The sequence below is a fragment of the Micromonospora sp. NPDC023737 genome (genome assembly GCF_040639715.1).
GTDB lineage: Bacteria > Actinomycetota > Actinomycetes > Mycobacteriales > Micromonosporaceae > Micromonospora.
Window position 1 is genome coordinate 39,130 of the sequence record NZ_JBFAAL010000025.1, and the last position, 25,700, is coordinate 64,829.

The 25,700-nt window shown below is 71.9% G+C and carries 20 protein-coding genes and 1 pseudogene; 6 read left to right on the forward strand and 15 right to left on the reverse strand.

Going from position 1 to position 25,700, the window contains the following annotated elements; translation table 11 throughout:
• Positions 1–6: 6 nt before the first annotated feature.
• The 4 genes from AB0F98_RS30115 to AB0F98_RS30130 all read right to left on the reverse strand — a co-directional run bounded on the left by AB0F98_RS30115 (position 7) and on the right by AB0F98_RS30130 (position 5,962).
• Entirely contained in the window at positions 7–1,143 is a 1,137-nt protein-coding gene (locus AB0F98_RS30115; protein ID WP_357742402.1) for a SigB/SigF/SigG family RNA polymerase sigma factor, read from the reverse strand.
• 246 nt (positions 1,144–1,389) lie between these two features.
• Positions 1,390–2,802, reverse strand: a complete 1,413-nt coding sequence (locus AB0F98_RS30120; protein WP_357742404.1) for a hypothetical protein — start codon at positions 2,800–2,802, stop codon at positions 1,390–1,392.
• A 282-nt stretch (positions 2,803–3,084) separates the two neighbouring features.
• Positions 3,085–4,845 (reverse strand): thiamine pyrophosphate-binding protein, encoded by a 1,761-nt coding sequence (locus tag AB0F98_RS30125; RefSeq protein WP_357742407.1) that lies wholly within the window; start codon positions 4,843–4,845, stop codon positions 3,085–3,087.
• A complete protein-coding gene (locus AB0F98_RS30130) occupies positions 4,838–5,962 on the reverse strand; it encodes a Vms1/Ankzf1 family peptidyl-tRNA hydrolase (RefSeq protein WP_076473061.1) in 1,125 nt (374 codons plus the stop codon). Before AB0F98_RS30130 ends, AB0F98_RS30125 begins: the two co-directional genes overlap by 8 nt.
• Positions 5,963–6,105: 143 nt before the next feature.
• On the opposite strand from AB0F98_RS30130, the gene AB0F98_RS30135 reads away from it, so the two are divergent.
• Together AB0F98_RS30135 and AB0F98_RS30140 are read left to right on the forward strand one after the other, a co-directional pair.
• Positions 6,106–6,654, forward strand: a complete 549-nt coding sequence (locus AB0F98_RS30135; RefSeq protein ID WP_357742459.1) for a hypothetical protein — start codon at positions 6,106–6,108, stop codon at positions 6,652–6,654.
• A gap of 76 nt (positions 6,655–6,730) precedes the next feature.
• Positions 6,731–7,216 (forward strand): annotated as a pseudogene (locus tag AB0F98_RS30140) (alpha/beta fold hydrolase); the annotation flags it as partial.
• 19 nt (positions 7,217–7,235) lie between these two features.
• Here the strand turns inward: AB0F98_RS30140 and AB0F98_RS30145 are convergent.
• The gene (locus AB0F98_RS30145) at positions 7,236–7,607 is read right to left on the reverse strand and encodes a DUF3817 domain-containing protein (RefSeq protein ID WP_357742411.1); all 372 of its coding nucleotides are present in this window, start codon (positions 7,605–7,607) and stop codon (positions 7,236–7,238) included.
• A 154-nt stretch (positions 7,608–7,761) separates the two neighbouring features.
• Between AB0F98_RS30145 and AB0F98_RS30150 the strand changes: the two genes are divergently transcribed.
• Positions 7,762–9,240, forward strand: coding sequence for a glutamate--cysteine ligase (locus tag AB0F98_RS30150; RefSeq protein ID WP_357742462.1), 1,479 nt, complete (start codon positions 7,762–7,764; stop codon positions 9,238–9,240).
• A gap of 4 nt (positions 9,241–9,244) precedes the next feature.
• Here the strand turns inward: AB0F98_RS30150 and AB0F98_RS30155 are convergent, their stop codons facing one another.
• The 4 genes from AB0F98_RS30155 to AB0F98_RS30170 all read right to left on the reverse strand — a co-directional run bounded on the left by AB0F98_RS30155 (position 9,245) and on the right by AB0F98_RS30170 (position 13,061).
• Positions 9,245–9,823, reverse strand: a complete 579-nt coding sequence (locus AB0F98_RS30155; protein ID WP_357742414.1) for a GNAT family protein — start codon at positions 9,821–9,823, stop codon at positions 9,245–9,247.
• 10 nt (positions 9,824–9,833) lie between these two features.
• Positions 9,834–10,781: an ion transporter gene (locus AB0F98_RS30160; RefSeq protein ID WP_357742417.1), complete on the reverse strand. Its 948-nt coding sequence runs from the start codon at positions 10,779–10,781 to the stop codon at positions 9,834–9,836.
• 122 nt (positions 10,782–10,903) lie between these two features.
• The gene (locus tag AB0F98_RS30165) at positions 10,904–12,076 is read right to left on the reverse strand and encodes a zinc-dependent alcohol dehydrogenase (protein ID WP_357742420.1); all 1,173 of its coding nucleotides are present in this window, start codon (positions 12,074–12,076) and stop codon (positions 10,904–10,906) included.
• A 28-nt stretch (positions 12,077–12,104) separates the two neighbouring features.
• Positions 12,105–13,061 (reverse strand): SRPBCC family protein, encoded by a 957-nt coding sequence (locus tag AB0F98_RS30170; protein WP_357742423.1) that lies wholly within the window; start codon positions 13,059–13,061, stop codon positions 12,105–12,107.
• A gap of 294 nt (positions 13,062–13,355) precedes the next feature.
• Here AB0F98_RS30170 and AB0F98_RS30175 point away from each other — a divergent pair, with 294 nt between their 5' ends.
• Together AB0F98_RS30175 and AB0F98_RS30180 are read left to right on the forward strand one after the other, a co-directional pair.
• Entirely contained in the window at positions 13,356–14,084 is a 729-nt protein-coding gene (locus AB0F98_RS30175; RefSeq protein ID WP_357742426.1) for a hypothetical protein, read from the forward strand.
• Positions 14,085–14,346: 262 nt separating this feature from the next.
• Positions 14,347–15,573, forward strand: coding sequence for an epoxide hydrolase family protein (locus tag AB0F98_RS30180; RefSeq protein WP_357742429.1), 1,227 nt, complete (start codon positions 14,347–14,349; stop codon positions 15,571–15,573).
• A gap of 28 nt (positions 15,574–15,601) precedes the next feature.
• Here AB0F98_RS30180 and AB0F98_RS30185 read toward each other — a convergent pair whose 3' ends face one another.
• From AB0F98_RS30185 to glgX, 6 genes are all read right to left on the reverse strand, one after another.
• Positions 15,602–15,964: a helix-turn-helix transcriptional regulator gene (locus AB0F98_RS30185; protein ID WP_357742432.1), complete on the reverse strand. Its 363-nt coding sequence runs from the start codon at positions 15,962–15,964 to the stop codon at positions 15,602–15,604.
• A 233-nt stretch (positions 15,965–16,197) separates the two neighbouring features.
• On the reverse strand, positions 16,198–17,367 hold the full coding sequence (locus AB0F98_RS30190) for a hypothetical protein (RefSeq protein ID WP_357742435.1): 1,170 nt from the start codon (positions 17,365–17,367) through the stop codon (positions 16,198–16,200).
• Positions 17,368–17,582: 215 nt separating this feature from the next.
• The gene (locus AB0F98_RS30195; RefSeq protein ID WP_357742438.1) at positions 17,583–18,593 is read right to left on the reverse strand and encodes a mechanosensitive ion channel domain-containing protein; all 1,011 of its coding nucleotides are present in this window, start codon (positions 18,591–18,593) and stop codon (positions 17,583–17,585) included.
• 371 nt (positions 18,594–18,964) lie between these two features.
• Entirely contained in the window at positions 18,965–20,698 is a 1,734-nt protein-coding gene (gene treZ / locus AB0F98_RS30200) for a malto-oligosyltrehalose trehalohydrolase (RefSeq protein WP_357742441.1), read from the reverse strand.
• Positions 20,695–23,031 carry a malto-oligosyltrehalose synthase gene (gene treY, locus AB0F98_RS30205; RefSeq protein WP_357742444.1) on the reverse strand — a complete coding sequence of 779 codons (2,337 nt, stop codon included), beginning with the start codon at positions 23,029–23,031 and terminating at the stop codon, positions 20,695–20,697. Before treY ends, treZ begins: the two co-directional genes overlap by 4 nt.
• 2 nt (positions 23,032–23,033) lie before the next feature.
• Complete coding sequence (gene glgX / locus AB0F98_RS30210) at positions 23,034–25,151, reverse strand: glycogen debranching protein GlgX (RefSeq protein ID WP_357742447.1); 2,118 nt, start codon at positions 25,149–25,151, stop codon at positions 23,034–23,036.
• Positions 25,152–25,473: 322 nt separating this feature from the next.
• On the opposite strand from glgX, the gene AB0F98_RS30215 reads away from it, so the two are divergent.
• Positions 25,474–25,700: glycogen/starch synthase (locus AB0F98_RS30215; protein WP_357742450.1), on the forward strand; the 227-nt coding region annotated here is incomplete at its 3' end.

Consider the following 25,700-nt stretch of genomic DNA (forward strand, 5'->3'; position numbering starts at 1 on the left):
GGCCGATCAGTCGCGGGCCGGTGGCAGGCCGGCGGCGGTCAGCGAGCGACGCACCGCCGGTTGCACCCGGGTGAGGCGCAGCGGTACGCCGGTGCGGGCGGCCGCCTCCCGGCCGGCCACGAGCGCGGCGATTCCACCGGCGTCGACCCCGCCCGCGCCGACCAGGTCGACCACGACCTCGCTCGGCTGGCCGGTGACCGCCTCCAGCATCGCCCGGCGCAGCTGGTCCGCGCCGTCGCGGTCGACGTCGCCGCCGACCTCGACCACCACCCGGTCGCCGTTCTGCCGCACCGAGATGCGTGACTTGGTCGACTCGCTCTCGGCCGCGCCGTTCTGCCACGGCGGCGGCGTGTCGGCGAGCATCGCCTGGCGCAGCCAGGTCAGCGCGCGCGACAGCAGCCGGGAGACGTGCATCTGCGAGATGCCGAACCGGGCCGCGATCTCCGCCTGGGTCTGGTTGCCGTAGAACCGCATGGCCAGGATCCGCCGCTCCCGCCAGGGCAGGCGGTGCAGCAGTCCACTGACCGTGACCCGGTCGTCGACGGATTCCAGCGCGTTGTCGGACTCGCCGACCAGGTCACCGAACTCGGCCGAGCTCTCCCCGCCGACCGGGGCGTTGAGCGAGGCCGGGCTGTAGCCGGCGGCCGACTCCAACGCGGCGAGGATCTCCTCCTCCGGTGTCTCCAGCCGCTGGGCCAGTTCGGCCACCGTCGGCGCCCGGGACAGTTCGCTGGTCAGCGCCGCGGTGGCCTGCCCGACCTCGAGGATCAGGTCACGTAGCCGACGGGGTACGTGTACGCCCCACGTCCGGTCTCGGAAGTGCCGCTTGATCTCGCCCACGATCGTGATGGCCGCGTACGCGGTGAAGGAGCCCCGTTCCGGGTCGTACCGGTCGACAGCGTTCACCAGCCCCAGCCGGGCCACCTGCTCCAGATCCTCCAGCGGTTCCCCCCGCCCCCGGTAGCGACGGGCGAGCCGGCCGGCGAACGGCAGGGCGAACCGCACCAGGTCGTCGCGGGCCTCCTGTCGCCGTTCGGGCGGTAGTCCCTCGATCCGCGCCGCGTACGCCAATGCGGCCGCGTCGAGGTCCTCCAGGCCTCGCTCGGTGGGTGGTGGTGTGCTTGTGGCGGTCTTTCCGAACATCCGCGCCTCCCTCAGGAAGGTCCCCCGCCCGGATTGGGAAAGCCGGTCGTGCGCGTGGTCGGACCACGCACCGGGCCGGAAGTGGGTTACGTGACTGGGACGCCAGCGGGGCGACGACACCACGCTGCGCAACGTGATCAGTCCATCGCAGCCTGCGATGTTCCCGCTCCGTAGGTACTCAATCACGGGATCCCGGGTTCGCGAGGATGTTTCGCTGGGCTTGCCGCAAGAGAGCCGGGCGCGCCTTCAGGAGACGAGCAATCCCTGGTGGGTGCCGCCGTCGCGGAACACGGCCAACGCCTCGGCCACGGTCAACGCGGGCGGCGCCGGAAGGTCGTACGGCTGGGCCCGCAGCACCTCGGTGGCCCGACGGGTGGGCACGGAGGCGACGGGGTAGCCCCGCGCGGAGGTACGGTCCAGGGCCCGGCGGCGGCGGCCGAAGCCGGCCACCGCGAGCCACTGCGGCAGACCGGCGAGGGCGGGCGAACGGACCCCGGGCGGTTCGGGCAGCACGTCCACGGAGCTGTACGGCTCGCTGCCGGCGAGCCACCACTCGACCCCCTCGACGCTGCGCCGCGTCGCGTTCTCGCACCAGTACGGCACCAGCCCGGCCCGCACCACCTGCCACGGGTCGAGCAGCCGACCGCACTCCACCACCAGCCGGTCACCGGTCTTGCCCGCGGCCCGCAGCCACCGGCGGTAGAGGTCCGCCACGACGGCGCTGAGCCCCTCGGGCCGGGGGAAGAGCACTCGGTGCAGGATCCCTTCGTGACGCCCGGCCCAGTCCCGGGCGCTCAGTTCGAAACCCGACTCCACGCCGTGCTCGGCGTACCCGGATGGTGAGGAGACCTGTGGAGGTTCCCAGCGGGCCGCGTCGCCACCCGCGGAGCGAAGCACCTGACGCAGGGCGTGGCTGTCCGGATGGAAGTCGACGGGGTCCAGCCCGCTGGCCGGACAACCGACCTGGAAGCTGTGCCCCTGCCCCACCTCCACCACCGGCCAGGTCCGCGCGTCGCGCAGCAGCAGCACCGGCGCGCCCGGGGCCAGCCGGTCGCCCAGGAACCGCCGGTACGCCGCGGGCAGCGTCCGCCACCGGGCCGCGAGCATGATTGTCGCTCCGGCCAAGGCGCCCCGGCTCGCCGGGCAGTGCACCTGGCGCACGTGCAGGTCGTCGTTGCCGGCGAGCAGGCGCGCGACGAGCGCCGTCCCGTGGTCCAACGCGGCGCCGGGGCGGTCCACCGCGCCCTGCGCCCAGTGCACGGTCATCTCGAAGCCGGCGGGCAGCCAGGGCACCCCGAGGGCGACCGCCAGGTGTACGGCGGCGCCGTGCGGCGAGCCGATGACGACGCCCGGGTAGTTGCGGCGGGGGTACTGGTCGACGAACCAGCGCGCCACCCGCTCCGCGTCGACGTCGGCGACCTGCGCGGCGGTGAGCGCCACCCGTCCGGCCGCCCGGGTGACCGCCGCCCGGCGGACGGGATCAGGGGCGCCGGGGAACCGGGACGCCGGGCCCGGATGCCCCAGGTCGGCGCAGTCCGCACCGCGCAGGGCACGGGCCGCGGCGGCGACCAGGACACGTGCCACGCTGCCGCCCGTGACGACCCGGTCGCCGGCCAGGCCGGCGTCCGCTGCCACGAGCCCCTCGTGCACCTTGTGCACCGGCCCCACCTTGCCTCGTTCGCTCACCACGCGGCCCGGCTTCCCGTCCCGATGCGGTTCAAACGGGCCCTCCGCCACCTGCCGGGTCCAATCCGCTGATCGGGGACACTTCGCCGGTACCGGCCGGTTGGCGGTGTCCTGCCCGATCCGGCCCCTTCCCGAAGCCGTGTCCCAGCGCACCCCCGCCCCCTTGTTGATCATGAAGTTGTTGCGCTCCGCCCCGGCGTGTCGAGGCGATAACTTCATGATCAACGCGGGTCGGTGGCGGGTCGCGGCGGCTGGCTAGACGATGTCGTCCGCGGCCACCGAGATCTGCCGGTCCACCTGCTCGCGGACCCGGCGGGCGGCGTCGCCGTCGGCGAAGAGACTCCGCAGGTCGGCCAACGCCGGCTCGGGCGGCGCGAGCGGCACGGCGGCGTCGACCACCGCCTCCACGACGCAGGGACGGTCCGCGGCCAGCGCCTCGTCCCAGGCGGCCCCGACCAACTCCGGGCGGTCCACCCGTATGCCGTGCAGCCCCAGCAGCCGGGCCCAGCCGGCGTACGGCACGTCGGGGCGGCGCTGAGCCGGGTCGGTGACCGGCTGGCGACCGGCACCCGTGCCGGACTGGTCGCGGTTGTTCAGCACCAGCACCACCAGCCGCGGATCCTGCCAACGGGGCCAGTGGTGGGCCACGGTGACCAGTTCGGCCAGACCGTTGAGCTGCATGGCGCCGTCGCCGAGCAGCGCGATCACCGGCTGGTCCGGTGCGGCGAGCTTGGCCGCGACCGCGTACGGCAGGGCGCACCCCATCGAACCGAGCGTGCCGCACAGCTGCGCGTTCACGCCGGGCTGCAACTCAAGGTGACGCGCGTACCAGTAGATGACCGACCCGACGTCCACAGCGACCGCACCGGTACGCGGCAACCGCGAGGAGAGTTCCTGGAGAACCAGTTGCGGGTTCACCGGCTCGGCCGGCGCGCTCGCCCGGTCGACCAGCTCCCGCCGCCAGCGGTCCACCGAATTCTCCACCGTGGCCCGCCACTGCGGGCTCGGCCGGTCCGGCACCCGCGCCAGCAGCGCCCGCAGCGTCTCGGCCGCGTCACCGACCAGCGGGACGTCCACCGGGTAACGGCTGCCGACCCGGCGGCCGTCGATGTCGATCTGCACCGTGCGCGCCTGCCCGGGCATCGGCAGGTAGCTGGTCCACGGGTCGTTGGTACCCACCAGCAAGAGCGTGTCGCAGCCGCCCATCAGCTCGGCGGCGGCACGCGTGCCCGCCTCGCCGAGCACGCCGGCGTGGTACGGCAACCGCTCGTCGAGCACCGGCTTGCCGAGCAGCGAGCAGGCCACTCCGGCGCCGAGCCGGTCGGCGAGCGCCACGACCTCGTCCTCCGCGTCCTGGGCCCCCTGCCCGACCAGGATCGCCACCCGCTGGCCGGCACCGAGCAGCTGCGCGGCGGCCGCCAGGTCCACCTCGTGCGGAAGCACCCGGGCCAACGGCTCACCGGGCGTCGCGGTGATCACGCCGATGCCGTACGCCTGAAGGTCGGGTACGGCCGCCTCCTGCACCTCTCGCGGCAGGACCACGCAGACCGGGCTGCGGGTCGCCGCGGCGGTGCGGAACGCCTGGTCGAGCAGGGTCGGCACCTGGGCGGCACTGCGCGCGTAGTGGACGAACTGGTTGCACACGTCGGCGAAGAGGCGGGTCAGCCCGATCTCCTGGTGCGCGCCGCCCAGCGGGCCGGAGATGTCCTCACCGACGAGCGCCACGACCGGCTTGCTGTCCAGCTTGGCGTCGTAGAGGCCGTTGAGCAGCTGCACCGCGCTCGGACCCTGGGTGGCGAGGCAGACCCCGATACCGTCGGTGAACTTCGCGTGCCCGGTCGCCATGAAGGCGGCGGCCTCCTCGTGCCGCGCCGGCACGAACTCCGGGTCGCCACCGGCGCGGTCCAGCGCCGCGACGAGCGGGGCGATGGCCGCGCCCGGGTAGCCGAAGGCCCGCGGGACCCGCCAGGCGCGCAGCCGTTCGACCACCAGATCGGCGGCGATCCGGTCAGCCATTGCCGCGCCCCGGGGTGCTCGCGTCCACGTACCGCAGCACCGCGCCGACCCCGTCGGTCAGCTCCGGCGCCTCGTCGGGGCCGAGCACGGTCAGCTCGGCGTCGGTGCCGACGAGCGCGCGTACCAGGGCCGCGTCGGCGCGTACCCGCTGCGGATCGTCGACCGACATGGCGCTCAGCTGCCCCGGGTCGACGGCGATCTCCGTCGGCTCCGGGCCGATCCACAGCTCACCGTTGGCGGACGGGTCGTCCACGATCAGCATGTTGTCGACCTGGTTGCGTTGCAGTGCGGCGACCACGGCCGCGAGACCGGCGCCGACGTCCTCCTGGGTGCCGAACCGGTCCAGGGCCGCGGTGATCCGCTGGTCGGCCACCTCGGCGATGGTCTGCACGGTCAGGTCGTCCAGGAGGGTCTGGTCGGCGCCACCGGCCCGGGAGCCGGCATCGGTGCGGACCACCAGATCCTGCCAGCGCACCGGCATCTGCGCGGCGATCATTCCGGTGGCCCGGATGTCCCCGGCGACCACCACCACGTCCGCGCCGACCTTCTCGGCCAGCTCGACGGTAGCGGCGGTCACGTCACCGGCGTTGTGGTGCCACGCCTCCATGGCCGCGCGCTGGTAGCGCGACTGCGACCAGCCACCCGGCTGCACCCGGCGCAGTTGGAAGCTCTCGCGGCCGACTATGTGCGCCCGACGCGGCACTCCCCCGGCACTGACCGCCATCGCGTCCGCGCCGGTCCGGTCCGCCAGCACCCGCACCCAGGCCACCTGTTCGCCCCGCTGAGCGAGCAGCGGCATCACGTGCGGCAGCGGCGCGTAGGAGGCGAGGTCGCGCAGTGGTGGTGCGGAGAGGAACTCGGTGAGCACCACCTGGCCGCGAGTGGCGAAGGCGGCCAGGCCGTAGTCCCCCGGCATCGGGTCGTGCCCCCGGATCACCCGGTCCAGCGCGGCGACCGTCGGCTCGTCCGCCCCCTGGTCGATCAGTTGGCCCTGCAGTGCCCGCCAGCGCAGGTCGAGCGCCGGGTGGGCGTCGTGCGTGTCCGCCGACGCGTCCAGGTACACCGAGCACCACGGCCCGGGGCGGTCGTAGAGCGGGCGCAGGAAGGACAGCTGCATGCTCGACCCCTTTCCAGCTCGGCCCTGCGCATACCCGTGCCGCCCGGAATGTCACCTGGCCGGACATGAGTGCGTGACCAGGTTTCATTCACGCCGTTCAACCCGCCACGCGGATACCATCAGTGAACGGATCAGGACTCTCGGTGGTGGTCATGGACAGCGGACTCGATACCCGGCGGATCGCACATCCGACGCAGCGGATCTTCACCGGCCGGGTGGTCCGGTTCCTGGAGGGGTACACACGGGAGATCGCCGTCGGCAAGCCGGTCCTGATCGCCGTGCTGGCGGCGGCCGGCGTGGGCGCGCTGCTGATGCGGGTGGTGCGCGCCGTCCTGCCCGGCAGCGGCGGCGGGGCTCGGCGGCGCTGGAAGGACCTGACCAAGGGACCCGAATATCTGGTCACCCCGGTGCGGCTGCGCGACAACACCGGCGGGCTCTACGAGGTCGAGCTGCACGGACACCTGCCGCAGAGCGCGCTGCACCCCGCCGACCACGTCCAGCTGACCCTGCGACCGCAGCGCGACCCCGACCTGCCGCCGCGGATCGAGCGGATCGTCAACCTCACCACCGGGCAGCTGCTCACCCCGCGTACCGCGACGCTCTGGACGCACCTGGGCCCGCCGCTGCTGCTGCAGGCCATGCTCGGGTTGCTGCTGGTGCTCGGCGTCGCCGCCTGGTCGGCGCTGACCTGACGCCGCTCTCCGATGCCCCGGCCGACCGGAGGTTTCCGGACCCGACCGGCCGGGCACCCCGGGCGGCTACGGCGGCTCGACCGCGCCGCCGGACACCCCCGGCCACTCGTCGTACGCCAAGCGGGCAATGGCCGCCGATGTGGTGGCGCTGCTCGACGCACTGGGTCACGAGCGCGCCGCGGTGATCGGCCACGACCGGGGCTGTTACGTCGCGATGCGGACCGCGCTGGACCACCCGGACCGGGTCAGCCGCCTCGGTGTGCTCGACGGCGTACCCATCGGCGAGGCGCTGGCACGCGCCGACGCCCGGTTCGCCGCCCGCTGGTGGCACTGGTTCTTTCTCGGCCAGCTCGACAAGCCGGCCGAGCGGGTCATCAACGCCGACCCGGACGCCTGGTACGGCGGCTCACCGGAGCGGATGGGCGTGGAGGCGTACGCCGACTACCGGCGCGCGATCCACGACCCCGCCACGGTGCACGCGATGTGCGAGGACTACCGGGCCGGGCTCGGGCCGGATCGGGTGGCCGACGAGGCGCTGCTGGCCGGCTTCCTGTCCGGGTGAGCCGCCGTCCGCCGGCGGCTCAGCGCACCGCGGCGGGCTGCGGGGGCGCCTCGGCCTCCGTCGCGCCGAGCATCCCCCGGCGGTAGGCCCAGCGTTCGTAGGCGAGCGTCGCGAACGGGGGTACGGCGCAGGCCAGCGCCACGCCGGTGGCCAGCAGGCTCCACCGGTGACGCCGGGCCACGAGGAGCACCAGCAGCAGGTACCCGACGAAGAGCGCGCCGTGGATCGGCCCGAAAATCTTCACGCCCAGCTCGTTGCCGGGCGGGCCGTACTTGACCACCATCCCGATCAGCAGACCGAGCCAGGAACACGCCTCGGCGATCGCCGCACCGACGAACAGCCTGGTCACCCTGTCGCGCATCGCCACCGCCACCACCCCTCGGCGGGCCATCGTAGCCGTGGTGGGGCGCGGAGCCGGACACGACCGGCCGGACGCGATGGGAATCACCCGATGCGCGCACGGGTAGAGAAGGTTCCACATGCTCTTCCCCCTTCCGCGCCTGAATGGGAGGTTAGGAGGACCAGCGGTGACTCGGGTGGTGACCATGGGCGAATTCGTCGGCACACGTACCTTCGGTCGGGAGGATCGGACACGCTACCGGGACAAGGTCCGCCGCTGCCTGGACGTCTTCGCCGAGATGCTGCGCGAGTCCCGCTTCGACGTGGACCGCCCGATGACGGGGCTGGAGATCGAGCTCAACCTCATCGACGCCGAGTCCCAACCGGCCATGCGCAACGACGAGGTGCTGACCGCCATCGCCGACCCGAGCTTCCAGACCGAGCTCGGCCAGTTCAACCTGGAGATCAACGTCGCGCCGCGACGGCTGACCGGCACCGGCACGGCGCAGTTCGAGGAACATGTCCGGGCCAGCCTGAACGCCGCCGAGGAGAAGGCGCGGGCGCTCGGCGCGCACCTGGTGATGATCGGCATCCTGCCGAGCCTGCTTCCCCATCACCTGAACGCCCGGACGCTGTCGGCGAACCCCCGCTACGAACTGCTCAACGAGCAGATCTTCGCCGCGCGCGGTGAGGATCTGCGGATCACCATCAACGGGGTGGAGCGGCTGGCCGTCACCGCCGACACGATCACGCCGGAGGCGGCCTGCACCAGCACCCAGTTCCACCTCCAGGTGAGCCCGGCCCAGTTCGCCGACTACTGGAACGCCGCGCAGGCCATCGCCGGGGTTCAGGTGGCGGTGGGCGCCAACTCACCGCTGCTGTTCGGCCGGGAGCTGTGGCGGGAGACCCGGATCCCGTTGTTCCAGCAGGCCACCGACACCCGTCCGGAGGAGATCAAGGCGCAGGGCGTACGCCCGCGGGTGTGGTTCGGCGAGCGGTGGATCACCAGCGTGTTCGACCTGTTCGAGGAGAACGTCCGCTACTTTCCGGCCCTGCTGCCCGTCTGCGACGTGGAGGACCCGTCCGCGACGCTCGCGGCGGGCGGCGTGCCGAAGCTCGCCGAACTACGGCTGCACAACGGCACTGTCTACCGGTGGAACCGCCCGGTCTACGACGTGCTGCGGGGCCGGCCGCACCTGCGGGTGGAGAACCGGGTGCTGCCCGCCGGGCCGACCGTGGTGGACACCATCGCCAACGGCGCCTTCTACTTCGGCCTGGTCCGCGCGCTGGCCGAATCCGATCGGCCACTGTGGTCACAGATGTCGTTCAGCGCCGCCGAGGAGAACTTCGGCAACTGCGCCCGGCACGGCATCGACGCGCAGGTCTTCTGGCCGGGCCTGGGCTACCTGCCGGTGACCGAGCTGGTGCTGCGCCGGCTCCTGCCGTTGGCCCATCACGGGCTGGACCGCTGGGGGTTGGACCCGCAGGAGCGGGACCGGCTGCTCGGCATCATCGAGCAGCGCTGCCTGACCGGGCGCAACGGTGCGAGCTGGCAGGTCGGCACGCTGCATCGGCTGGAGTCCGCCGACCACCTGGACCGACCGGCGGCGCTGCGCGAAGTCGTCCGGCACTATGTCGACCTGATGCACGGCAACCGGCCGGTGCACGAGTGGCCGCTGCCCTGAGCGCTCAGTCCCACGGCGACGGGTCGTCGCGCAGCCGGCCGTAGAGGTAGCCGTCGCGCCACTGCCCGGCGCGGAACTCGCAGGCACGGACCACGCCCTCCAGCCGGAAGCCCGCCTTCTCCAGCGCCCGCTGCTCGGGCACGTTCTCCGGGTGGGTGCCGGCCTGGATGCGCTGCACGGGAGTGTGCGCGAAGAGGTAGTCGCAGAGCAGGGCCTGCGCCCGCCAGCCGACGCCCCGCCCGCGCCACTGGGGCAGCAGGGCGATGCCGATCTCCCAGTAGGTGGCTCCGGGGGCGTACTGCCCGGCCTGGTAGCGCACGAAACCGGCTGCGGCCGCGTCCGGGCCGGCCTCGACCACCAGCCGGCCGTCCTCCCTACCGAGCCAACCGTCGACCGCGAAGCGCCGCACAGGTGCGCCTGGGTCTCGAAAGCCGCCCCAGCCCAGGCCGATCAGGCCGGGCTCGGTGCAGAACCGTCGGAACATGGCGAGGTCGGATTCGGCCACCGGACGCAGCCGGGCGTCGGCGCCGTCGGTCTCGTGAGCGATGCCCGGCGCGGGCACCGGCGGGTGACGACCCTCCACACCGGACAGGCTATCGGCCGGAGCGCCGGCCCGCCGCCCCGTGCCGCGCGTGCGCGTCCTCGCGGTCGATGCGCAGTTCACGCTCCAGTTCGGTGATGACGGCACGCAGGTCGTCCAGCCGCTGGGTCAGCGCGATGCGGTCGACCTCGTCGGGCACGCCGTCGCCGTCCTCGTCGTACCCGGGGGCCAACCGCTCGGTCATCTCCAGGCGGCGCGCCTCCTCCATCGAGTTGACGATGACCGCGATCAGGATGTTGAGCAGCAGGTTCACCGTGATGATCACGTAGCTGACGTAGTAGAGCAGGGTCCACGAGGACACCGCCATGCCCTGTTCCATCAGGTCGGGCAGGGTCTCCAGGGACAGCAGCACGAACAGCGTCAGCAGCGAGCGCCCGATGTCGCCGTACTGCTCCGGGTACGTGTCACCGAAGATCAGCCAGCCGGCCATGCCGTAGACGTACAACGTCACCATGGCCAGTGCGAGGAAACCGGCGACGCCCGGAAGGCTGCGCAGCAGCGCCGCCAGGATCGTCCGCAGGCCCGGAGAGAACCGGACCAGCCGCAGTACCCGGGCCACCCGCAGCACGCGCAGCAGCGCCGAGTCGCCGTGCAACCCGGGGATGAAGATCGCCAGGATGACCATGAAGTCGAAGATGTTCCAGGCGTGCCGGAAGAACTCCTGTGGACGTCGTCCATGGGCGAGCACCCGGATGGCGATCTCGGTGACGAACGCGGCCCGGAACGCCAGCTCCAACCAGCGCAGGACGGGCCCGGCCGCACCGAGGTGCGGGAACGTCTCGATGCCGAGGACGACCCCGTTGGCCACGATGAGGACGATGATCGCGATCTCGAACGGTCGGGACCGGACCGTGCGGGCACACCGGTGGGAGATCCGGGCGAAGGTGGACGGGGGCGCGGCGGCGACCCGCCGCTGGCGGGGCGGCTGGGTACGACTCACCGTCGAACGGACCCCGCCGTCGGCACCTCATGAACGGGCCGGTGGGTCGCGACGGGCATGCCGACACCCTATCGAGCCCGCGAGCCGCCAGACGCTCGCGTGGTCGGGGACCACCCGCCCCGTCACACGGTGAGCAGCACCTTGGTGCACTCGTCCCGCTTCTTCTGGAAGGTCTTGTAGCCCTTCGGCGCGTCCTTGAGCGGCATCCGGTGGCTGACGATGAAGCTCGGGTCGATCTCGCCGCGTTGGATGCGCTCCAGCAGCGGCCGGGTGTAGCGCTGCACGTGGCACTGCCCGGTACGCATGGTCAGCGCCCGGTTCATGAAGGCGCCCATCGGGAACTTGTCGATGAATCCCCCGTACGCGCCCACCACCGAGACCACCCCGCCGCTGCGGCAGGCCAGGATCGCCTGGCGCAACGCGAACGGACGCTCGGTCTCCGCCCGGACCGCCTGCTTGGCCCGGTCGTACGCGTAGATGGCCGCGTTACCGTGGTGCCCTTCCAGGCCCACGGCGTCGATACACGCGTCCGGGCCCCGACCGGCGGTCAGCTCGTTGAGCGCGTCCAGCACGTCGGTCTCTTCGTAGTTGATCGTCTCGGCGCCGGTGTGCTCGCGGGCCAGCCGCAGCCGGTACGGGTACCGGTCGATGACGAACACCCGCTCCGCGCCGAGCAGCTGGGCGCTGGCGGCGGCGAGCAGCCCGACGGGGCCGGCTCCCCAGATGGCCACCAGGTGCCCCGGCTTGATGTCGCACATCTCGGCACCCATGTAGCCGGTCGGGAAGACGTCGGCGAGCATCACCGCCTGTTCGTCGGGCACCTCGTCAGGCACCTTCAGCGGCCCGACGTCGGCGAACGGCACCCGCGCGTACTCGGCCTGGCCGCCGGCGTAACCCCCGAGGAGGTGGGAGTAGCCGAAGATGCCCGCCGGCGAGTGGCCCATGATCTTCTCGGCGATGCCGGCGTTGGGATTGGAGTTCTCGCAGACCGAGTAGAGGCCGCGCTGGCAGGACGTGCAGTGTCCACAGGCGATCGGGAAGGGCACCACCACCCGGTCGCCCGGACGCAGGTTGCGCACCTGCGGACCGACCTCGACGACCTCGCCCATGAATTCGTGTCCGAGGATGTCGCCCTTGCGCATGGCCGGAATGTAGCCGTGGTAGAGGTGCAGGTCGGAGCCGCAGATCGCGGTCGTGGTGATCCGTACGATCGCGTCCCGGGGACTGAGGATCGTCGGGTCCGGTACGTCGATGACCTTGACCTTGTCCTTGCCCATCCAGGCGGTGGCCCTCATCCTTGCTCCTCCTCGTGCGCCGGGCGGCTCAGGGCCGGATGCCACTGGGCATCGGCTGGGCGGGACGCTGCATGATCTGCTGCCGGGCGGAGATGCCTTCCGGGCTGCCCTCCGAGCGGACCACGTCGCCGGTCTCGAGCACCTGCTTGAACCGGCGCAGGTCGTCGCGGACCTGCTGCTCCGGCTCCTCCCCGAACAGCTTGGCCACGGCGCGGCCCAGCGCTCCGGCCGGGGGCGCGTAACCCAGTTGGACGCGTACCTCGGTGCCCCGCTCGCCCGGGGCGGGCACGAACCGGACCCGACCGGCGTTCGGCACCCGGGTGCCGGGCAGCGACCGCCAGGCGATCGACCGGTTCGGCTGGTCGTCGACGATCTCCGCGTCCCATTCGATGTGGCGGCCGGCGGGCCCCCGCGCCGTCCAGTGCGACCTGCGCAGGTCGATCGCACGGATCGACTCCACGTGCGACATGAACCGGGGCAGGTTCTCCACATCCCGCCAGTACCGGTACGCCTCGGCCGGGGTGCGGTTGACGGTCACCGCCATGTCGATGCGGATCTTCCGGCCGTGGGCCCGGCGGGCGCGCGCCGTGCCCAACGCGGCGAGCAGGTCGAGGGCGGTGATGCCGGCCACCACGGCCGTGGTCAGCGCGAGCCGTCGGCGCCGCTCACCGCAGCGGTCGGCCATCGCCTGCCCGAGCAGGCCCAGGTCCATGGCGTCGCCGGCCACCCGCGTCCAGGTCCAGGCGGACAGGCGGCGCCCGGCGACGAGACCGACCCCGTGCCCCAGTTCGCGGGCCCCGACGGCCGGGATGACCGTGCCGGCGGCCGGCAGGTCGTCCACACCGGTGAGCCGGGCGAGCCGGCCGGGCGCGGCCACGGCGGTGGCCCCGAGGGCGAGGCTGAGCCAGCCGAGGGCACGGGGCAGCCGGGGGTCGCGGACGGGTGAGTCCAGTTCGGGCAGGAGCACTCCGTCGATTCGGTTCACGTCGGTCCCTCCGCAGGGCGTGGCCGCCGGCCGGCGGCGTGGCGGGTAGCACCCGCCACCGTGACGCTATGCGGTAGGGCGGCCCGGTGTGCCCGGTTCCGGGGAGAACATCCGGTATCCCAAGGTCGCCCAGACAAACGAAAGCACCTTGGAGTCGGGACATCCGCAGGTCCCGCGCACCCCGAGTTCAAGGAAGCCGAGTCGATCAAGGCTCCGGACGTTACTCTTCGCGAATAAGTTACTGGTTCATCCAGGATTCGACGGTTTTGGGCCGTATCGACCGTGGAGGGGCAGATGGCACGGAAGCGAGCACTTCGCAGGTTGACTTCGGCGTGCGCCACCGGCGCGCTGGCCCTCGCGATGATCGCACCCGGTCCGGTCGACGATCCGCAGCCGTCCCGCCCGCTCCCGGCCGCGAACGTCACGCCGGCCGGTCCACCCGTCTTCGAGGAGCCCCGCCCCCCGCTGCTGCCGGCCGACTTCCGGGGAGAGGGCCGCTACATCGTCCGCGACCTCGGGATCGACGTGCCTTTCACCTGGCAGGGCCGGGGCGGCGACAGTCAGATGACCGCCGGCGGCCCGGAACACCCGATCTGGTTCACGAACCTGATCTACCGCAACACGCTCTACACGCTCACCTACAAGTGGCCGGGCATCCCGCCGGACCCGCCCCGCCAGTGCGACCGGGTCGGGTTCTTCAACCGTCAGATCTTCAACGACCTGCTGAAGACCGCTCGCTTCGTGGGGCCGGAGACTCTCCAGGGGACGAAGGACCGGCGCGTCGATCACTGGCGGGTCGGTGTCGTCGGGGGTTCGACCCAGCCGGGCGAGAACTTCCGGTTCCCCATCGCGCTCGGGGACGTCTACGTCGACCAGCGGAACCCGAGCCAGTGGTGGCAGGTGCTGCAGTTCGGCTTCCAGAACCTCTTCGATCCCGCACTCGACGAGTGGTTCACGATGACCACGTTCAGCCACCAGCCGGGGCAGGTCACCCTCCCCGACCGCTGCCCGCCGCCACTGTGAGCCACTCCTCCGTCCGGCCGGCGACGGCCGCGGCCCGGATCGCGGTATCGCCCGCGACACGGATCTGGCCGCTCTAGGCTCTGGACAGACGGCGCCGCCACCGTTGCCGCCCCAGGTAGCAGTACGGGCAACACCCAGGTCGACCGCACCGGCGAAGGACATCGCCACTCGTCGCGGGCGGAACGCGCACCTGAGCCGCTGGAGCGGCGACGAACCGATGGGGCCGCGCGGCCGGCAAACGAGCGAGGGAAAGGTGGCCCGCATGGCCGTCAAGACCGAAGCCCGGCCGGGCGTCGCGGAGATTCGGCCGTTCACGGTGGAGATCCCCGAGAACGAGCTGACGGCGCTGCGTACCCGGATCGCGGCGACCCGCTGGCCGGAACGGGAGACCGTCCCCGACCAGTCGCAGGGCGTGCAGTTGGCGACGATCCAGGCGCTCGCGCGCTACTGGGAGAAGGAGTACGACTGGCGCAGGGTCGAGGCGACGCTGAACAGCCTGCCGCAGTTCATCACCGAGATCGACGGCGTGGACATCCACTTCATCCATGTCCGGTCGAAGCACGAGGACGCGTTGCCGCTCATCGTCACGCACGGGTGGCCGGGCTCCGTCATCGAGCAGCTGAAGATCATCGAACCGCTGACCGATCCCACGGCGCACGGCGCACCGGCGTCGGACGCCTTCCATCTGGTGATCCCCTCGTTGCCCGGCTATGGCTTCTCCGGCAAGCCGACCGATCCCGGTTGGGGTCCGGACCACATCGCACGTGCCTGGACGGAGCTGATGCGGCGCCTGGGCTACCCGCGTTTCGTGGCGCAGGGCGGCGACTGGGGAGCGGTAGTCACGGATCTGCTGGGCGCGCAGGCACCCCCGGAACTGGCCGGCATCCACTCCAACATGCCCTGCGTGGTGCCGCCCGACATCGACAAGCTCTTCCAGTCCGACATCACCGGACTGAACGACGCGATGAGCCGACTGCCATCCGGCCTGTCAGCCGACGAGATGCGAGCCTGCGAGCAGCTGGACTTCTTCTGGAAGCACGCCGCGTACGCGCTCATCATGGGTACGCGTCCGCAGACCCTGACCGCCCTGGCGGATTCCCCGGTCGGCCTGGCCGCCTTCATGCTCGACCACGACGCGCGCAGCCTGGATCTGATCTCCCGAGCCTTCGCCGGGGACGAGCGAGGCCTGTCGCGGGACGACGTCCTCGACAACATCACGCTCTACTGGCTGACGAACACCGGCGTCTCCTCGGCCCGGCTCTACGCGATGAACGCGTACTCCTTCTTCGCCCCCAAGGGCGTCGCCGTCCCGGCGGCCGTGAGCGTCTTTCCCGACGAACTCTTCCAGGCCCCGCTGAGCTGGGCCCAGCAGGCGTACCCGAACCTCGTCCACTACAACCGCCTCGACGAGGGTGGGCACTTCGCGGCCTGGGAACAGCCGCACCTGCTCACGCAGGAGATCCGCGCCGGCTTCCGGTCACTGCGCTGACCGACCGGGTTCGAGGAACGACGGCCGGTCATCGGGTGAGGCCGACCAGCGTCGCCAGGCGCGCCGCGCCGGCCGGCGCCGGGTGCGCCCGGGCCACCTCGGCGATCACCGTACGCGCCGAATGGGCCGTCACGTACGCCAACCGGTCACCGCCGTAGGGAGCATCGACGACCAGCGCGGCCAAGGCGCCGCACGCCTCAAGGGCCTCGTCGAGCCGGGTCGCCACGTCCACTGTCGGCTTCGTCTGCCCAGCCTCCAACTGGTGAACGAGACTCTTGCCGTGGTCGACGGCGGCGGCGAGTTGCCGCAGCGACAGGCTGCGCGCCTCCCGCAACCGCCGCAGTTCAGTGGCGAAACGCGGATCAACGATCGTGGTCGCACGTGGGGGCATGGCAAGCACTCCTACCTCGCGACGCAGAGGCGAATCACTACAGCAGCAACTTACCGGCCTTCGACCGCATCTCTAATGGCGCGGCAGCGTGGGCGACCAGAGTGGAGTGGCAATCCAGGTTCCTGCGACCGCCTCGCCTGAAGACCAGCCCACCCGAGACACCGCCCTGCTGACGATCCGCGCAGCTGAGGCAACTCCGCGACCTGTCCTGATCACAGCGCCAACCAGCGCAGTCAGCCGGCTCCGTGGCTCCGGCCCGGCTCAGCCGTGTCTCTGCGCGGCGACCCGGACTCGCCGGTCGGCCCCGATCCGGCGCCGCCGGAGGGGTCCGGCCCACCCTGCTCACCGGTCAGCTCCGTGTCGGGCTGATAGCGATACGCCGCCTCCCGCACCGCCGAGTCCGACTCCAGTCCGGCGCCGAGCGCGCCGCCGACCGTCGCCAGTGAGCTGACCAGCCAGCCCAGCTTGACCTGATGGGCGACGCCGACCGGCCGGCCGGTGGATTCACCAAGCAGGTCCCAGGGGACGAGGGCGATCGCCCCGATGATGGCCAGCACGGCGAGCGCCACGTACAGCGCGAGGACGCCGATCACCACGGTGAGCACGGTGACCACGTTGAACAGGACGACCTGCTCACGGGCACCCGAATCGCGCGGAACCCGCTCCCAAAGGCGCGCGCCGAGCAACATGGTCAGCACCACCGCCAGGACGGAGCCGCCCGCGAGGAGGCCGAGCCGGAGGTTGCCCAAGGCCGCCGACAGCTGCCAAATATCGGCGCTCACCAGGGAGAGGACGGCGGTCGCGAAGGCACCGACCAGTAGCCGGGAAAGCCGGACGGCCAGCCGCCACGGCCGGTTCGCCCGGAGCATACCGAGCAGCAGCCGCAGGTTGCCGCCGATCACCCCAGCCAGCAGCCCGATGCCGGACGCCTGGTGGCTCACGCGTGCGCCGAGTTCCCGGGCCCGCCGTCCGGTGGCCAGGTGCCGGCGACGCGGTCCGGCCCGTACCGGGTCGCCGACCGCGGCGGTGTCGCCGAGCAGCGCCGCGAGGAGCCGTTCTCCGGCCTCGGCCATCCGCCGAGCCACGGCGACGGGGCCCAGCGCAGGCACGGAAAGCACGGCGACGCCGTGGGTGGTGCTGGCGTGTGCGACCACGGGCCGCCGTGCGGTCTGCAATGGCAGGTCTGTCACGCAGAGGACCAGACTCCAGCCCTCGGCCAGCATCCGGCGCCGGGTTGCCTCGATGAGCTGACTGAGGTCGGCTGGCCCTTCGACGAGCCGCGCCACCTGGAGGCGAACCGCCCAGTCGACCTCCGGGACCCGGTTACGGAGCCGGTCGGCGAGTTCCGGGATGGCCCCGCGCGCCAGGTCGGCCGCGGCCCCGGGGGCGGCCACGACACCCACGACGAGGGACCCTCGCCCGGTCACCACATTCCCGGATCCCGCCCGGCCGCTCCCGCGGGCGCGGCACCCCCCACCTCGGTGCCGTCCCGGTCGACGCCCATCCCGCCTCCCGCCCCTTTCGGCGTAGGCCGTGTCCTGTCGACAGGGCCTGGTCCAGCGAGTCCCCGGTAGGCGCCGACTCATTCATCGGCCCGGCGGTGACGCCGGATCGGTGGTCAGGGCTGGTACTGGCTGCGGGTGCGGGGCAGCCACTGGGGGTGCTGGTCGCGCAGGTAGCGGACCAGTCCCTCGCGCAGGTCGCACCGTAGGTCCCAGGCGCTGGCGCCGTCCGCGGCCGAGGCCTGCACCTGGATGACCACGGTCTGCGGGGTGGCGTCGACCATCTGGAGCACCCACTGGTCTCGATCCCACAGCGGTGAGGACTCGACCAGTCGGCGTGCCTCCCGGCGCAGGTCGTCCAGGTCGGCGGTATGGTCGAGATGTAACTGGATCTTGCCGACCACCCGGAACTCGTTCCGGGTCCAGTTCTGGAACGGCCGCTCGGTGAAGTACGTGGTCGGCAGGATGAGTACCCGCTCGTCCCAGAGCCGGATCACCACGTTGGTCAGCTTCACCTCCTCCACCCGGCCCCATTCGCCGTCCACCACCAGCACGTCGCCAACGTGCATCCCGTCGGCGAAGGCGACCTGGATGCCGGCGAACGCGTTGCCGAGCGCGGTTCGGGCGGATAGGCCGATCAACGCGCCGACCACCCCGGCCGAGGTCAAGATGGAGACGCCGAAGAGGCGTACCGGCCGGAAGGTGATCAGGATCAGGCTGACCGCGACGACCGTGACAACGGCCACCGTGAGCCGCCGCACCGGACGAATCTGGGTACGGGCCCGCCGGACCCTCCGGCTCGTGACCGGATCGCTCGGCAGCCGGCTGAACGCGACCGCTTCGGCGACGTGCAATGCCTTGATCACCAGCCACGCACAGACAGCGATCAGGACCAGCAGGATGGCGTGCCGCAGATAACGCTGCCACGCGCCCGGTCCGGGCGGCAGCGCGTAGAACAGCGTTGCGACCAGCAGGACCGCGCCCGCCGGGCGGCGGCAGGCGTGCCGCAGCGGCTCCAGCAACCAGCTATAGCGGCCACGGGCAACCCGGCGGGCCAACACGCCGGAGACCAGGTCCACGACCACGGCCGCCGCCAGCGCGGCCAACACGATCAACGCGGTACGCATCAGAAGCCGTTCACCCTGATCCCGATGCCGCCTCTCCCGGGTTCGCGACCGCACTCACCGCGATCAGGGTGCCATCAGATCCGCTGGCAAGCGGCGGATATCGAGAATGTCAGACGGCCGTGACCGGCGTCCGGCTGCTGCCGAACGAGACGGTCGGCCGCCATCAGCCGCTCCTGGATGTGCCGGAACCTGCGACCCGGTGCCGCACCCCGAGGCGCTGCGCGCGGCCGAGCGGTGGCTGGCCGGGGCAGGCAACGCGCAGCTGGCGGCGTATTTCGCGGGCGAACCCACGCCCGCCGAGGTACCGCACGACGAGCGTTCCATTCGTCGACTCGCACTGCTGGCTCCTGCCAATGGCGTCGACATCAACCTCAAAGGGCCACGATCGCCGCCGCTTCCGCCGGCAGTTGGATCCGATCGCGCATGACGGTGACGCCCTCGCCCGTGGCGAGCAGCACCTGGCGTGCCATCCCGGGCAGCGAGATCCCCTGTGCCCGGGCCGCGAGGTTCGCCGCCACCAGCGTGTTCCCCCGGCGCATCACCAGGAACTGGTCACCGTGCTGCACGCTCACCGCGTTCAGCCGCGGGTCGGACAGGTCGGGCCGGCTCTTGCGCAACGCGATGAGCCGCCGGTAGAACTCCAGCATCTCCCGGTGCTCCGGCTTGTCCAGCTCGGCCCAGTCCAACCGGGACCGGACGAACGTCTGCGGGTCCTGCGGGTCCGGCACCTCCCCCTCGGGCCACCCGTGCGAGGCGAACTCCCGCCGCCGCCCGGTCACCACCGCGGCCGCCAACTCCGGCTCCGGATGCGACGTGAAGAACTGCCACGGGGTGGTGGCCGCCCACTCCTCCCCCATGAACAGCATCGGCGTGAACGGCGCGGTCATCAGCAACGTCGCGCCGACCCGCAACAGGCTCGGCGACAGCGAGGCGGAGATGCGGTCGCCGGTGGCCCGGTTGCCGATCTGGTCGTGGTTCTGCAGGTACGCGACGAACCGGTGCCCAGGCGTACGCTGCCGGTCGACCGGCCGGCCGTGGTGGCGTTGGCGGAAGCTGGACCAGGTGCCGGCGTGGAAGAACGCGCCGGTCAGCACGTCGGTGAGCGCCTCCAGCGACCCGAAGTCGGCGTAGTAGCCCTGCCGCTCACCCGTCAGCAGGGTGTGCAGCGCGTGGTGGGCGTCGTCGTTCCACTGGGCGTGCAGGCCGTACCCGCCCGCGTCGCGGGGGGTGATGAGCCGGGGGTCGTTCAGATCCGACTCCGCGATCAGCGACAACGGCCGCCCCAGGTGCGTGGACAGCGCCTTCACCTCGACCGCCATCTCCTCCAGCAGGTGCACCGCGCGGGAGTCGGGCATCGCGTGCACCGCGTCCAGACGCAGGCCGTCGACGTGGTAGTCGCGCAGCCACATCAGGACGCTGTCGATGATGTAGCGGCGGACGCCGTCGGAGTGCGGGCCGTCGAGGTTGACCGTACGACCCCAGGGGTTGCTCTGTTCGCTGAGGTACGGCGCGAAGAGCGGCGCGTAGGCCCCGGAGGGCCCGAAATGGTTGTAGACGACATCGAGGATCACCCCCAGTCCCTTGCCGTGCGCCGCGTCCACCAGGCGTTTCAGCCCGTCCGGACCGCCGTACGGCTGGTGTGGCGCGTACCAGCAGACACCGTCGTAGCCCCAGTTGTGCTCACCGTTGAACGCGTTGACCGGCAGCAGCTCGATCAGGTCAACGCCGAGCGCGACCAGGTGGTCGAGACGTTCGATGGCGGCCTCGAAGGTGCCTTCCGGGGTGAAGGTGCCGACGTGCAGCTCGTAGAGCACGCTGCCGGGCAGCTGCCGGCCGGTCCACGAGTCATCGGTCCAGGCGAACGCGTCGTGGGAGTAGACCCGGCTCGGGCCGTGCACGCCGTCGGGCTGCCACGCCGAACGCGGGTCGGGCAGCGCGAAATCGTCCTCGTCGAGGAGGAAGGCGTAGTCGGTGCCGGGTCCGGCGTCGGGCACCTCGACCCGCCACCACCCGCCGGCGTCGGCGCGCATCTCGTGGTCGGTGCCGCCGAACAGGCGCAGCCGGACCCGGGCGGCCTCGGGCGCCCACACCGTGAACTCGGTCATGCGGCAGCCTCCACGAGATCGACGGGAGCGAGGAGGGCGACGGGATAGGTGCTCAACAGATCTTGTAGGAGCAGCTCAGACCCACTGTAGACCCGCCCGGTGAACACGTCGGTCACGTTGTGTCGGCGAAGCGACAGAAACGTGTCGCGCCAGCCGCCGTCGCGGGCCAGCCGCAGCGGCAGCCGGGTGGCGACGGCGACCGCGCCACCCCGGTCGAAGGCGACCGCGTGCGGCGCCGCAGGGCCGTGCGCCGCGACCGGGCAATAGCCGGTGAACAGGTCGGGACGGCGGCGGCGCAGCCGCAGTGTGCGGGACACCACGAGCAGCTTCGCCGCTCCGCCGGCGTCGACCGGTGGCTGCCAGCCCGCGTCGAGCCGGGCCAGCAGCTGCCGGCGTACGGCGAAGTCGACCGGGCGGCGGTTGTCCGGGTCGACGAGCGAGTTGTCCCACAGCTCGGTGCCCTGGTAGGTGTCGGGTACGCCGGGCATGGCGAGTTGCACGAGCTTCTGCCCCAGCGAGTTCGACCAGCCGGGCGGGGTGATGTCGGCGGCGAACGAGGTCAGCTCGGCGCACAGCCGCGGGTCGTCGTACATCCGGTCGACCGCCGCGTGCAGCGCCCGCTCGAAGGCCGGGTCGGGGTCGGCCCAGCTGGTGAACACCGACGCCTCCCGGGCGGCCTTCTCCACGTACGCGTGCAGGCGTTCGCGTTCGATGGGCCACGCGCCCACCGCGGTCTGCCAGAGCAGGTGCGCGAACGCCGGATCGGGCAGCGGGACGCGGCCCATCCAGTCGGTGACCCGTTCGGCCCACCGGTCCGGCAGCTCGGCGAGCACGGCGAGGCGCGCGCGTACGTCCTCGCTGCGCTTCGTGTCGTGTGTGGAGAGCGTGGTCATGGCAGCCGGCCAGCGAGCGTGCCGGGCGGCCGCGAACCGGTGGAACTCCGCCGGTGGCACGCCGAAGTGCGCCGGGCTGCCGCCGACCTCGTTGAGCGCGACGAACCTGCTCCACCGGTAGAAGGCGGTGTCCTCCATCCCTTTCGCCATGACCGCGCCGGTGAACTGGGGGAAGCGCCGGGCCAGCTCGTCGTCCGGGTCCCGTAGCCGCCGGGTGATCGCGTCCAGCGCGCCGCTGAGGTCCGGGCGCCGGCGGCCGGCTTCCGCGCGGGCCGTGGCGAGGTGCCGGGCGCCGTGCGGCGGATACCCTCGGTAGACGGGGAAGGCGGCGGCCAGCTCGGCGAGGGCCGCACGGGCCTCGGCCGGCTCCACGTCGGACGCGAGGGCGGCGAGCCGGGTCAGCTCGGCGGCGAGCAGCCGGGTGGCGGCGGCGAGCTTCGTGTCGTGCGTCAGGTCCGGCCAGGAGGTACGGCGGCCGACGAGCCGGGCGTCGAGCGCGGTGAAGTCATCCGCCGCGGCCGGGTCGATGAAGAGCCCGCAGACCGCTGCCAGGGCCTCGTAGCCGGTGGTGCCGTCGACCGGCCAGGCCGGCAACTCCTCGCCGTACTCGAGGATCTTCTCCACCACCAGCCACCCGGTCGGCGCGGCGGCCCGCAGCCGGGCCAGGTAGCCGGCGGGGTCGCGGAGTCCGTCCGGGTGGTCGACCCGGATGCCGTCGACCTCGCCGGCCGACGCCCAGCGGAGGACCAGTTCGTGGGTGGCGGCGAAGACCTCCGGGTCCTCGACCCGCAGGCCGGCGAGGTCGCTGACGGCGAAGAAGCGACGGTAGGTCAGTTCGACGTCGCCACGCCGCCACGAGACGAGCTCGTAGTGCTGCCGGTCGTGCACCTGTCGGGGAGTTCCTCCGGAGGTGCCGTCGGCGATCGGGAAGCGGTGCTCGTGGTAGCGCAGCTCGCCGTCGACGATCTTGAGATCGTCGAGGGCGCCGGACGTGTCGGCCAGCACCGGCAGCAACAGCCGGCCGCGCTCCCAGTCGATGTCGAACCAGCGGGCGTACGCCGACGCGCGTCCTCGGCGCAGGACGTCCCACCAGGGCGGGTTGGCGGGCGGTACGGCCACGCCGGCGTGGTTGGGCACGATGTCCACCACCAGCCCGAGCCCGGCCGTACGCAACGCCCGCAGCAGCCGCCGCCGACCGGCCTCACCGCCCAGTTCGGGGTTGACCGCCCGGTGGTCGACCACGTCGTAGCCGTGTGCCGAGCCGGGGGTGGCGGTGAGCAGCGGCGCGCTGTAGAGGTGTGTCACGCCGAGGTCGGCGAGGTAGCCGGCGAGTCCGGCGGTGGCGTCCAGGTCGAACCCGGGGCGTACCTGCACCCGGTAGGTGGCGCCGATCCGCGCGGCCGACGGGGCGTTCGTCTCGTCCGTTCGGGGGGCGGACATCGTCAGACCGTCCTCTCCAGGACCACCAGGGAGCGGTCCGGCACCCGGATGGTGCCGCCCGCGCTGATCACGGTGACCCCGTCCGGGTTCGGCTCGGCGGTACTGATCACCCGCTCCCACTTCTGCCCGAACTCGCCGCCGGGCAGGGTGAGGTCCAACGGCGCGTCGTGGGCGTTGAAGCAGAGCAGGAACGAGCTGTCATGGTGCCGCTGGCCGTACTGGCCGCGCTCGCGGATACCCTCACCGTTGACGAAGAGCGCGACGGAGCGTCCGAAGTCGTTGCCCCAGTCGTCGCCGGTCATCTCCCGGCCGTCCAGGGTGTACCAGGCCAGGTCCGGCAACGGGGCGTCGGCCTCCCGGCCGCCGACGGCCAGGCCGGTGAAGAAGCGGCGGCGGCGGAACACCTGGTGCCGGCGGCGGAACGCGACCAGCGTTCGGACGAAGTCCAGCAACTGCTCGTCGGCGTTGTCCCAGTCGACCCAGGAGAGCTCGCTGTCCTGGCAGTACGCGTTGTTGTTGCCCTGCTGGGTGCGGCCCAGCTCGTCACCGTGCCCGATCATCGGCACGCCCTGGGAGAGCATCAGCGTGGCGAGGAAGTTGCGTCGCTGCCGGGCGCGCAGGGCCAGCACCCCGTCGTCGTCGGTCGGTCCCTCCACACCGCAGTTCCACGACCGGTTGTGGCTCTCCCCGTCCCGGTTCTCCTCACCGTTGGCCTCGTTGTGCTTGTCGTTGTACGACACGAGGTCGGCGAGGGTGAACCCGTCGTGGCAGGTGACGAAGTTGATGCTGTGGAACGGGCGGCGCCCGTCGTCCTGGTAGAGGTCGGCGGAGCCGGAGATCCGGGAGGCGAACTCGGCCAGGGTCGCCGGCTCACCGCGCCAGAAGTCCCGCACGGTGTCCCGGTACTTGCCGTTCCACTCCGTCCACTCCGGTGGGAAGTTGCCCACCTGGTAGCCGCCGGGACCCACGTCCCACGGCTCGGCGATCAGCTTGACCTGGCTCACCACCGGGTCCTGCTGCACCACCTCGAAGAACGTGGAGAGGCGGTCGACCTCGTAGAACTCCCGGGCCAGGGTGGCGGCGAGATCGAAGCGGAAACCGTCGACGTGCATCTCGGTGACCCAGTACCGCAGCGAATCCATGATCAGTTGCAGGGAGTGCGGGCTGCGTACGTTGAGGCTGTTGCCGGTGCCGGTGTAGTCGACGAAGTGCCGCCGATCCTCCTCGGACAGGCGGTAGTAGCTCGGTGTGTCGATGCCCTTGAAGCTCAGCGACGGGCCGAGGTGGTTGCCCTCCGCGGTGTGGTTGTAGACCACGTCGAGGATCACCTCGATGCCGGCGGAGTGCAGCGCCCGCACCATGCCGCGGAACTCCTGCACCTGCTGGCCGAGGCGGCCCGTCGCCGAGTAGCCGTGGTGCGGGGCGAAGAAGCCGATGGTGTTGTAACCCCAGTAGTTGCGCAGTCCCAGGTCGGCGAGGCGGTGGTCGTGCACGAACTGGTGCACCGGCATCAGCTCGATCGCGGTCACCCCGAGCCGGGTCAGATGCTCGATCATCGGCGGTGAGGCGATGCCGGCGTACGTGCCGCGCAGCTCCTCCGGGATGTCGGGGTGGCGCATCGTCAGCCCGCGTACGTGCGCCTCGTAGATGACCGAGTGGTGGTACGGGGTGCGCGGCGGCTTGTCGTTGCCCCAGTCGAAGTACGGGTTCACCACCACCGACCTCGGCATGAACGGCGCCGAGTCCACCTCGGACATCCGATCCGGGTCGGCCGGGTCGTAGTCGTAGACCGCGGGATCCCACGTGACGTCGCCGTCGATCGCCTTGGCGTACGGGTCGAGCAGCAGCTTGTGCGGGTTGCACCGCAGCCCGTTCGCCGGGTCGTACGGGCCGTGGACGCGGTAGCCGTACCGCTGCCCGGGCTCGACGCCCGGCAGGTACGCGTGCCAGACGTACGCGTCCACCTCGCGCAGCTCGACCCGGCGCTCGGCGCCGGCGTCCCGCTCGTCGAAGAGGCAGAGTTCGATCCTCTCCGCGACCTGGGAGAAGATCGCGAAGTTGGTGCCCATCCCGTCGTACGTGGCGCCGAGGGGGTAGCGCTCACCCGGCCAGACCTGCATGTCGCTCCTTCGGTTCCGATCATGAGCGCACCGCGTCATGAGCGCACCGCACGGCGGGCCGCACGATGCGCACGGCGGTAATGCCCCACGCCCGGTTCGGCCAATCCATCCTTTCAGCCGATGGGCGAAATCCGTCCGACTCGGACAGGCGGTCCCTTCAGGTGTCGTCCGTCACCTCTGACCCTTTTCGGGATGCGATCCGCGGCCGGATGGCTTTTCCTGGTTCAGGGACGCGCACGCACCCGCGCCTCGATCCCGCCCATCACTTGCCTACGCCGCCATCGCCGCCGGCGCGTACGCCCCTGCCTGGACGGAGACAGATGTGACGCCCCTGCGGGTCGGCGAGCAACTCGCCATCGCCCCGGACCGGACCTGCCGGCCCACCCTGACCCGTTCGCAGATCCCGCAGCCCGGTGGTCCCGGAATCCCGCTGCCGGCGCGACGCATCCTGATGCTGTCCTGGGAGTATCCGCCGGTGCTCGTCGGTGGCCTCGGCCGGCACGTCCACGCCCTCTCCGTCGCCCTCGCCGCCGCCGGCCACGACGTCAC